General features: G+C 40.9%; 9 protein-coding genes. All 9 read left to right on the top strand.

From position 1 onward, the window contains the following. A partial coding sequence (locus B3O33_RS08160) for a DegT/DnrJ/EryC1/StrS family aminotransferase (RefSeq protein WP_292363368.1) occupies nt 1–703 on the top strand: 703 nt, incomplete at its 5' end. Nucleotide 704: 1 nt separating this feature from the next. Then, entirely contained in the window at nt 705–1,394 is a 690-nt protein-coding gene (locus B3O33_RS08165) for a WbqC family protein (RefSeq protein WP_292361475.1), read from the top strand. Continuing rightward, nucleotides 1,387–2,373 (top strand): hypothetical protein, encoded by a 987-nt coding sequence (locus tag B3O33_RS08170; protein WP_292361476.1) that lies wholly within the window; start codon nt 1,387–1,389, stop codon nt 2,371–2,373. The genes B3O33_RS08165 and B3O33_RS08170 overlap by 8 nt, the downstream gene beginning before the upstream one ends. Continuing rightward, on the top strand, nt 2,370–3,377 hold the full coding sequence (locus B3O33_RS08175) for a sulfotransferase (protein ID WP_292361477.1): 1,008 nt from the start codon (nt 2,370–2,372) through the stop codon (nt 3,375–3,377). Before B3O33_RS08170 ends, B3O33_RS08175 begins: the two co-directional genes overlap by 4 nt. A gap of 166 nt (nt 3,378–3,543) precedes the next feature. Next, complete coding sequence (gene glmS, locus B3O33_RS08180; protein ID WP_292363369.1) at nt 3,544–5,448, top strand: glutamine--fructose-6-phosphate transaminase (isomerizing); 1,905 nt, start codon at nt 3,544–3,546, stop codon at nt 5,446–5,448. 40 nt (nt 5,449–5,488) lie between these two features. Then, a complete protein-coding gene (gene gmd, locus B3O33_RS08185; RefSeq protein WP_292361479.1) occupies nt 5,489–6,574 on the top strand; it encodes a GDP-mannose 4,6-dehydratase in 1,086 nt (361 codons plus the stop codon). Beyond that, nucleotides 6,567–7,655: a GDP-L-fucose synthase family protein gene (locus B3O33_RS08190; protein WP_292361480.1), complete on the top strand. Its 1,089-nt coding sequence runs from the start codon at nt 6,567–6,569 to the stop codon at nt 7,653–7,655. Before gmd ends, B3O33_RS08190 begins: the two co-directional genes overlap by 8 nt. Next, nucleotides 7,652–9,436, top strand: coding sequence for an ABC transporter ATP-binding protein (locus B3O33_RS08195; protein ID WP_292361481.1), 1,785 nt, complete (start codon nt 7,652–7,654; stop codon nt 9,434–9,436). Before B3O33_RS08190 ends, B3O33_RS08195 begins: the two co-directional genes overlap by 4 nt. 1 nt (nt 9,437) lies before the next feature. Further along, a partial coding sequence (locus B3O33_RS08200) for a hypothetical protein (RefSeq protein WP_292363370.1) occupies nt 9,438–9,657 on the top strand: 220 nt, incomplete at its 3' end.

Genomic DNA, 9,657 nt, shown 5'->3' on the forward strand with positions numbered 1-9,657 from the left:
TGATGAACTACAGCAAATAGCCGATGAATATAATTTAAAGCTGATGTTTGATGCCGCCCATGCCTTTAACGGAACTTATAAAGGGACAAAAATCGGTAACTTTGGCCAAGCGGAAGTATTAAGCTTTCACGCCACTAAATTTTTTAATGCTTTTGAAGGTGGTGCAGTTCTGACTAATGATGATGAACTGGCTGAAAAAATGCGTCTGATGCGTAATTTTGGTTTTTCTGGTATGGATAATGTTATTCATCCTGGCACTAACGGCAAAATGATTGAGATTGCTGCCGCAATGGGACTGGTGAATCTGGAAAATGTGGATAATGTCGTTGAGATAAATAAACAGCATTACGGGAGTTATCAAAAAGGACTTGCCGGACTCCCCGGAATCAGTCTTTTTCGTTTTGACGAAAATGAACACAACAACTATCAATATATCGTGATGGAAGTCGGTGCTGATTGTCCCATCAGTCGTGATGAAATGGTTGAGGTGTTACATGCTGAAAATGTCAGGGCGCGAAAATACTTCTGGCCGGGCTGCCATAATATGCATCCTTACAAACAGTTATACCCGCATGCAGATTTACTCTTACCCAAGACTATCGAAGTTGCAGAGAGGGTAATTGTCTTGCCTACAGGGACAGCAATGACTGAAGAAGCGGTTGATATGGTTTGCCAGATTATTAGAACCTGCATAATCAGATAGCATGAAGTTAGCTATCATGCAGCCCTACTTTTTCCCCTATATCGGATATTTCCAACTGATATCTGCTGCGGATACCTTTGTCGTTTACGACGATGTTAACTTTATTAAGGGAGGATGGATTAATCGTAACTTTATTCTTTCACAGGGTGATAAGCTTCGAGTCACTCTCCAGCTATTAGGTGCAAGTCCCAATCATCTAATCAATCAAATCCAAGTTGGCAATTATAATCACAAGCTATTTAAAACAATCCAACAAAGCTACTCACGAGCCTCTTATTATCACGATGTGATGCCATTAATTGAAAATATTCTCTATTCTGATGAGACAAACCTAGCTGCTTTTCTGAATTTAAGTCTGAGACAAATCTGTGGTTATCTTGGACTAGATAGGGAATGGTATCTCTCGTCAGATCTAAACAAAGATATTTCCCTTCGTGGACAGCAAAAAGTTTTAGCTATATGTAAAGAGCTGGGTGCGAAAAAGTATATCAACATGCCTGGTGGTAAGGCTTTATACGATTATGGCAGTTTTGCAGAGCAGGATATTCAATTATCTTTTCTTGAGCCGGTTATAAAACCCTACCAGCAAAATATCAATGAGTTCGTTCCCAATCTATCCATCATTGATGTGCTAATGTTTAACAATCAACAACAATGTCAGCAGATGGTTAAGGAGTATGGGCTTGTCTGAGTTGATTCAAACGGCAGCAATTGGTGGTTATTTCCAACTCGAATTACCTGATAGTAAGATGCATTACCATCAAAATGCGCAGTTATACCAATCTGCAAGAGCCGCATTCAGATCACTTTTACAAGCCGGTCGTCCGAGAAAAGTTTTCATTCCAAAATATATTTGCGATGCAATGATTTCTCCACTTCATGAAGAGAAGATCGACTATGAATGCTACGATCTTAATGACACATTAGATGTGCCGAATTCACTGGCGCTGGGTGAGGAAGAATGGCTCGTATATGTTAATTATTTTGGTATTAGCCAAGCCCAAGTTGAGCGAGTAATCCAACACTTTCCCCCAGATCAGCTTGTTTTTGATTTTTCACAGGCATTTTTTGATCCGCCAGTATCTGAAGCTTTAGCAACAATTTATTCTCCCCGAAAATTTTTTGGTGTTCCCGATGGTGGAATGTTGCAAAGCAAAATAGCAGTTAACCAACCAATAGTTCAGGATAATGGTTCATTGTGCAGAATGTCTCATTTGTTTAAACGATTAAATGAAATGCCCGAGAGCGGCTATGCTGACTACTTATTGGCAGAGCAGAGTATAGAAGATAGTAAACCTATGCTAATGTCCAAGCTGACTCAGCGTTTAATAACTTCAATTGATTATGAAGCGGTAAAACAAAAAAGAATGGAAAATTTCAGCTATCTTCATGAAAAGCTTAAATCGATTAATTTACTGAGTATTCCAACAAATAATCTATTAGCGCCATTATGTTATCCACTAATTACGCTTGATAGTAACTTGAGAGATAAGTTTATAAAAAATAGGATTTTTATCCCATGTTATTGGAATGATGCGACTAAGCGTCTTTGCCCTGAAGTTTCAGAACGGATGGTTGATCGTTTATTACCTTTACCCATTGATCAAAGATATGGGCAAATTGAGATGGATCGTATGCTTTCAATGCTCTCCGATTCAGTACATTTATGAATAATGATACAAATAATAATTTGGAAAAGAGAACTGGACAGTTTTCACGAAATGTATTGCTTGAGAAGTTGTTGAGGGAACTGAACTCTGACCTTTTCGTAGCTGAACAGGAAGTCCTGAATAAAGTGCGAATTGAACAGTCTTTTCCACTTATTTTGATCATGGGGCCTATGAGAAGTGGAACAACCTTATTTATGCAATGGCTTGCCAATACCGGCCTTGTTGCTTACCCGACAAACCTCCTATCACGTTTTTATCAGGCGCCTGTTCTGGGTGCCAAAATCCAGCTTTTACTGACCGATCCCCGCTTTAACTTTCGCGATGAACTGGGTGAGTTTATTCAACAAACCGAATATCATTCTGAAAATGGCAAGACGAAAGGCGTACTTGCACCGAATGAATTCTGGTATTTCTGGCGGCGATTCTTGGCTGAACCTCAGCGAGATGTGTGGGCTGATGACGAATTAAGTCAAAGTATGGATATTAATACTCTGCGTGCTGAGCTGATTGGCATGATGGAGGTATTTCAGCAACCGTTTGCCGCAAAAGGCATGCTGTTTAACTACAACATTTCATTTCTGGATAGTATTTTTGAAAAGATTCTGTTTGTTCAGCTCAAGCGTGACCCTGTTACAAATGTTGCATCTGTATTAGAAGCGCGTAAACGGCAACTTGGCAGCGAGTCAGATTGGTATTCTTTCAAGATCCCTGAATATCAACAATTAAAAGATATGGATCCGGTTACTCAAGTTTGCGGACAGATCCATTACATTAATCAGGCTGTCGACAACGGTCTAAAGAATGTAGATGAGAGCAGAAAATTGGTGGTTCAGTACGAGGACTTTTGCATTAATCCAGAGTGCTGCTTTAATGAGCTTACTCAAAAATTAGGTCTTCAAGCAACGAAATACAACGGACCGTCTAATTTCACATTAAGTCAGAAAGAAATTAAGAATGCAGAACTTATTGCCAAAGGTCTGCATGATTTCAGACGAAATAATTAAGCTAGTTGAAAATAAAAATATAACCATTTCAACAAACAATCATGACGATGGTGTTGTAAAAAAGTAACTTCACGATCTTGTTCCTTCAAAGGATTTTTAACAAGTGGAGTTATTGAACGCATGCTGATGTATAATCTATGTTTGCGTATTTGGAGGACAGCAATCAGTGTGTGGAATAGTCGGTGGTATTGCTGAGCGAAATGTAGCCCCTATATTAATGGAAGGGTTACGCAGGCTGGGGTATCGAGGCTACGACTCTTCCGGAGTTGCTTTACTGGATGCTGATGCCAATATTCATCGTGTCAGATCGCTGGGTAAAATCAAGCAGCTCGAAGCCAAGATTGATGCGGAAAACAGCAGCTTCGCTGGCCAAATGGGCATAGCACACACTCGCTGGGCAACACACGGCATACCTTCTGAAAATAATGCGCATCCGCATATATGCAATCATCGTGTTGCCGTTGTTCATAACGGTATTATTGAAAATTACCAGGTTTTAAAGCAGCAACAGGTTAATCAAGGCTATCGCTTTACCTCTGAAACAGATACCGAAGTTGTTGCGCATTCAATTTACCAATATTTATATGGTGAGGCCTCACCATCGGCCAAACGCACTAATCTGTCTCTGTTTGATGCAGTAGTCGAAGCCATTCAAGACTTTGAAGGTGCTTATGCGTTAGGTGTCATTGCCACTGATGAGCCAAACACACTGATAGCTGCCCGTAAAGGCAGCCCGTTAGTGATTGGTATCGGTATTGGCGAACATTTTATTGCTTCTGATGTATCGGCTTTACTACCAGTGACCCAAAACTTTATTTTTCTGGAAGATGGCGATGTGGCCAAACTGACACGGGAAAGCATTGAAATATATAGCTCTGTGACCGGTGAGAAAGTTGAACGCCCTATCAAACAATCTTCATTAAATATTACCGCGGTTGAGCTGGGTGAACACCGTCACTACATGCACAAAGAGATATTTGAACAGCCTCAAGCGGTTATCGATACTTTGGAAGGGCGAGTCACTCAGGATCAAGTGCTTGTGTCCACTTTTGGCCCTGGTGCTGAATCCATTTTCAAAAGTATTGAACGAATTCATATTATTGCCTGTGGTACCAGTTATCATGCCGGCATGGTGGCAAAATACTGGGTAGAAGATATTGTACGTCTGCCTTGCCAGGTTGAAGTAGCCAGTGAATTTCGTTACCGAAACCCGGTAATTGAAGACAACACCTTATTTGTAACTATAAGCCAATCTGGAGAAACAGCAGATACATTGGCAGCCCTCCAACAGATCAAAGCCCATGGGGCAGAAAGCCCAGAAGCTTTTGCCTTAAAAAATATTCCAACATTATCCATCTGCAATGTCGCCGAAAGCAGCCTGACCCGTGAGGCTGACCTCTGTTACCTTACCCATGCAGGTCCTGAAATCGGTGTCGCTTCAACCAAATCGTTTACCACGCAGTTAGTGGCATTAGCTTTATTATTAACGTGTATTGGCAAAGTCAAAAAACGCATTACCCGTGAGCGGGAAAAACATATCACCCAAGGCCTGCAAAAACTACCGAACCTGATTCAAAATGCATTAATGCATGAGCAGGAAATTCAGGATATTGCTCAGGACTTTGCAGATAAACAGCATGCGCTGTTCTTGGGAAGAGGAACGATGTACCCGATTGCACTTGAAGGTGCTTTAAAACTCAAGGAAATCAGTTATATTCATGCTGAAGCCTATCCAGCAGGCGAGCTGAAACATGGACCATTAGCCTTAATTGATGAAAATATGCCGGTGATTGCCATCGCGCCATTGGATGATTTGCTGGAAAAGCTCAAATCCAATCTCCAGGAAGTGAAGGCGCGTGGTGGTCAGATGATTGTATTCGAAGATGAACGCTCGGATATCAGCTCTGAATCAGGCTTTAAGGTCGTGAAAGCCACCACCAATGTTGGTCGTATCACCGCTCCAATAACTTACAACATTTTACTTCAGCTTCTTAGCTACCATGTTGCACTGATAAAAGGGACAGATGTTGATCAACCTCGGAATCTGGCGAAATCGGTTACGGTTGAATGAAGTATCCTGTAATTACAATTAAAATTAAGTAGAGATTTAAATGAACAAAGTTGCGTTAATAACTGGTATCACCGGCCAGGATGGGGCCTATCTGGCAGAGTTATTATTAGAAAAAGGTTATGAAGTGCATGGTATCAAACGCCGTGCTTCACTGTTTAATACAGATCGCGTTGATCATCTTTATCAGGATCCGCATGTCGATAATAAAAATTTCATTTTGCACTACGGTGATTTGACTGACTCTACCAATCTGATTCGAATTATCCAGCAGGTTCGGCCTGATGAAATCTATAACCTTGCCGCAATGAGTCATGTGGCTGTCAGTTTTGAAACTCCGGAATATACTGCAAATGCTGATGGAATTGGCACATTAAGGATTCTGGAAGCAATTCGTATTCTTGGTCTGGAAAAAAAAACCAAGTTCTATCAGGCTTCAACTTCAGAGCTTTATGGTTTGGTACAGGAAACTCCACAGAAAGAAACAACACCATTTTATCCACGTAGTCCTTATGCTGTTGCCAAATTATATGGCTACTGGATTACGGTGAATTATCGCGAAGCGTATGGCATCTATGCCTGTAATGGCATTTTGTTTAATCATGAAAGCCCAATCCGTGGCGAAACTTTTGTAACTCGCAAAATTACCAGAGCATTAGCTCGCATTAAATTAGGCTTACAAGATTGTCTTTATCTGGGCAACCTTGATGCACTCCGTGACTGGGGACATGCCAAGGATTATGTTGAGATGCAGTGGTTAATGCTGCAGCAGGATCAGCCAGAAGACTTTGTCATCGCAACAGGTGTGCAATACAGCGTTCGTGATTTTGTTGATACCGCCGCAAAAGAACTGGATATTACGATTCGCTGGGAGGGTAAAGGCGTTGATGAAAAAGGGTATGACGCTGAAGGCAAATGTATTGTCCAGGTGGACCCACGTTATTTCCGTCCCACAGAAGTCGAAACCTTACTAGGTGACCCAACTAAAGCCAAAGAAAAACTTGGCTGGACACCTAAAATTTCCTTTGAAGAACTTGTAACAGAAATGGTACTTGAAGATTACAAATCTGCAGAACGTGATGAGTTAGTTAAAAAACATGGTTTTACCGCTTACGACTACCATGAATAAAACAGACAAAATATATATTGCAGGTCACCGTGGCTTAGTCGGATCAGCGCTGGTTCAAAACTTGGAAGGTAAGGGGTTTACTAATCTGCTTAAAAGAACACATGCCGAATTGGATTTGACCGATGAAAATGCTGTAGCCGAGTTCTTCAAGGCTGAAAAACCAGATTATGTTTTTCTTGCGGCAGCAAAAGTTGGTGGTATTCATGCCAACAATAGTTATCCTGCCGAGTTTATTCGTGACAACTTGGCCATTCAGAATAATGTGATACATCATGCGTATCTGAATAATGTAAAACGTTTATTGTTTTTGGGGTCGAGTTGCATCTATCCTAAAAATGCACCACAACCACTTAAAGAAGAGTATCTCCTTACAGGCCCCTTAGAAGAAACTAACCGCCCGTATGCACTTGCTAAAATTGCCGGAATTGAAATGTGTTGGAGCTACAACCGACAATATGGCACACAGTTCCTGGCAGCAATGCCGACCAATCTTTATGGCCCCGGTGATAATTATGATCTTAGTAACTCTCACGTACTACCAGCTTTAATCCGTAAATTTCATCTCGCAAAGTTAGCAGGAAAAGGGGATGAAAAGGGCATCTTGGCTGATGAAAAAATGCATGGCCAAATTTCTGAACCTCTCAGGACAAACCTTCTTCAATCTTGTAAAACGAATCATACCCCCGAGGTTACGGTTTGGGGGACAGGCAATCCCAGACGAGAGTTCATGTACAGCGGGGATATGGTTGATGCCTGTGTGTATTTAATGAATCTGCCAGAGGATCAATTCGTTTCACTAACAGCAGCCGGCCGAAACAATGGATTAGCACCCGTTGTAAATATTGGTGTGGGAGAAGATGTTACGATTTCTCAGCTAGCTTTGTTGATTAAGAAAGTGGCTGGTTTTAATGGGAAACTTGCTTTTGATACAACCAAACCAGATGGTACATCACAAAAGCTTATGTCTGTAGAGCGATTAAATCAGCTTGGTTGGAAAAAAAATGCCAATTTAGAACAGCATTTATCAAAGTTATACCAAGATTATCAGACCAGACATACTGAATTTGAAGGTGAACTTTGAGCGCCAGCCCATCCAAACCCAAACTCCAGGCTAAACTCAAATTTCGCGATATCAACAAAGTATGGGATTTGTTGCCGGAAAAAAAGAAACCCAGAGCTATTGGATTACTTTTGTTGATGGTGATTGGAATGCTCCTTGAAATGATTGGTGTCGGCCTGATCCTGCCAATCATGGCAGTTATTGCTGATCCGGATGCAGCCTCACAATACCCGATTGTAAAATCAACCCTTCAGAGTTTTGGCAATCCATCACATAAAACATTGATGATTGCTGCAATGTTGTTTCTGCTTGTGATTTATATATTAAAAAATACCTATCTGACTTTTCTGGCATGGAGGCAATCCCGGTTTGTCTTTGAAACGCAAGCAGATATGGCAAAGGATTTATTTAGCCGCTATCTGTATCAGCCCTACACATTTCATTTGCAACGCAACTCTGCAGATTTAATAAATAACCTTCAGGTGGAATTAAACTTGTTCATGAACTATATGCTCAACCCGGGCATGCTGTTGATTGCAGAATCTTTGGTTATTTTGGGGCTTTTAGGTTTATTGTTATATTTTGAGCCTATTGGGGCAATCACAGTGTTTTTGGTGTTTTTTATTGCTGGTGGTGTTTACCAGTGGCTAACCAAGCGAAGAATTATTTCCTGGGGTAAGCAAAGACAGCACCATGAAGCCTTACGTATGAAACACGCACAGCAGGGCATTGGCGCTATAAAGGATGTCAAGGTGTACGGGAAAGAAGCGTTCTTTTCAACGGAGTATGCCGGACATACCGAGCAAAGCCTTAAAATGCATCAGCGAAACTCGTTTGTACAAAATCTCACCCGACTATGGTTAGAGACTTTGCTAATAGCAGGGTTGAGTTTATTGTTTATTGGTATGGTGTATCAAGGAAAAACGGTTAGTGAGGTTGTACCGATTCTGGCTCTTTTTGGTGCCGTATCATTTAGATTAATGCCTTCTGTTAATCGTATTGTGTCATCAGTCAATTTATTGCGTTTCGGGACAGCAATTACCGATATTATTTACAGAGAATTTGAAACATCGGTCGCTGATAAATATCAACCTGAGACCAAACCATTAGTTTTTAAACAGAGTGTTTTTCTCGAAGAAATTGCCTATAGCTATCCATTCGCAGATCGTAAGGCTCTGAGTAATATCACTATAAACATTGAAAAAGGACAAATGGTCGGCTTTATCGGTGAGAGTGGCTCGGGTAAAAGTACACTCATTGATATCATTATGGGTGTACTTATGCCTGATGAAGGGCAAATAAAAGTTGATGCTCAGCCAATTACAATTGATAACCTACGATCATGGCAAGGTATGATTGGTTATGTACCCCAATCTATTTACTTAACTGACGATACTTTAAGACGCAATATTGCTTTTGGAATTAAAGATGATGAAATCAATGATGCTTCAGTTATAAGAGCGCTTAAAGCAGCACAGTTAGAGTCATTAATAGATGAACTTCCTGAGGGTATAGAAACTTTATTAGGTGAACGAGGGGTAAGGCTGTCTGGCGGACAACGACAGCGTATTGGTATTGCAAGAGCGCTTTATCATGATCCCGAGATACTCATACTTGACGAGGCAACGAGTGCACTTGATATGGAAACTGAGATAGATGTTATGAATGCTGTCAGTCGTCTTCATGGTGAAAAAACTATCCTAATCATTGCTCATCGCCACTCCACTCTCCAGAATGCTGACCAAGTCTTTTCGATGAATCAAGGAAGGCTTATTTCAACGAGTTTGGGTTCAGGAAATTAATATGATTTATGTTATTGGCGATAGTCACACGCGCAGTTTTGCGAATAACCATAATTTTTTCCCATTGTTTATTGGTCCAGGCAAAGAGATGTGTTTTATAAGCGATGCTCATCTTAATGAATTAAAAAAGAGAGTTAGTGCCGCCCTTAAGAATCTGGAAGATAATGCCCCAGTTTTATTTGTACTTGGAGAGCCGGATACTCGTTACTATTTAGGCAAAG

It is taken from the genome of Methylophaga sp. UBA1464 (assembly GCF_002325665.1).
Taxonomy (GTDB): Bacteria; Pseudomonadota; Gammaproteobacteria; order Nitrosococcales; family Methylophagaceae; genus Methylophaga.

Bases quoted from the DNA above. Each gene is read 5' to 3' on its own strand.
- B3O33_RS08165 (WP_292361475.1), top strand. From the start codon at position 705: ATGAAGTTAGCTATCATGCAGCCCTACTTTTTCCCCTATATCGGATAT.
- B3O33_RS08175 (WP_292361477.1), top strand. From the start codon at position 2,370: ATGAATAATGATACAAATAATAATTTGGAAAAGAGAACTGGACAGTTT.
- gmd (WP_292361479.1), top strand. From the start codon at position 5,489: ATGAACAAAGTTGCGTTAATAACTGGTATCACCGGCCAGGATGGGGCC.
- B3O33_RS08190 (WP_292361480.1), top strand. From the start codon at position 6,567: ATGAATAAAACAGACAAAATATATATTGCAGGTCACCGTGGCTTAGTC.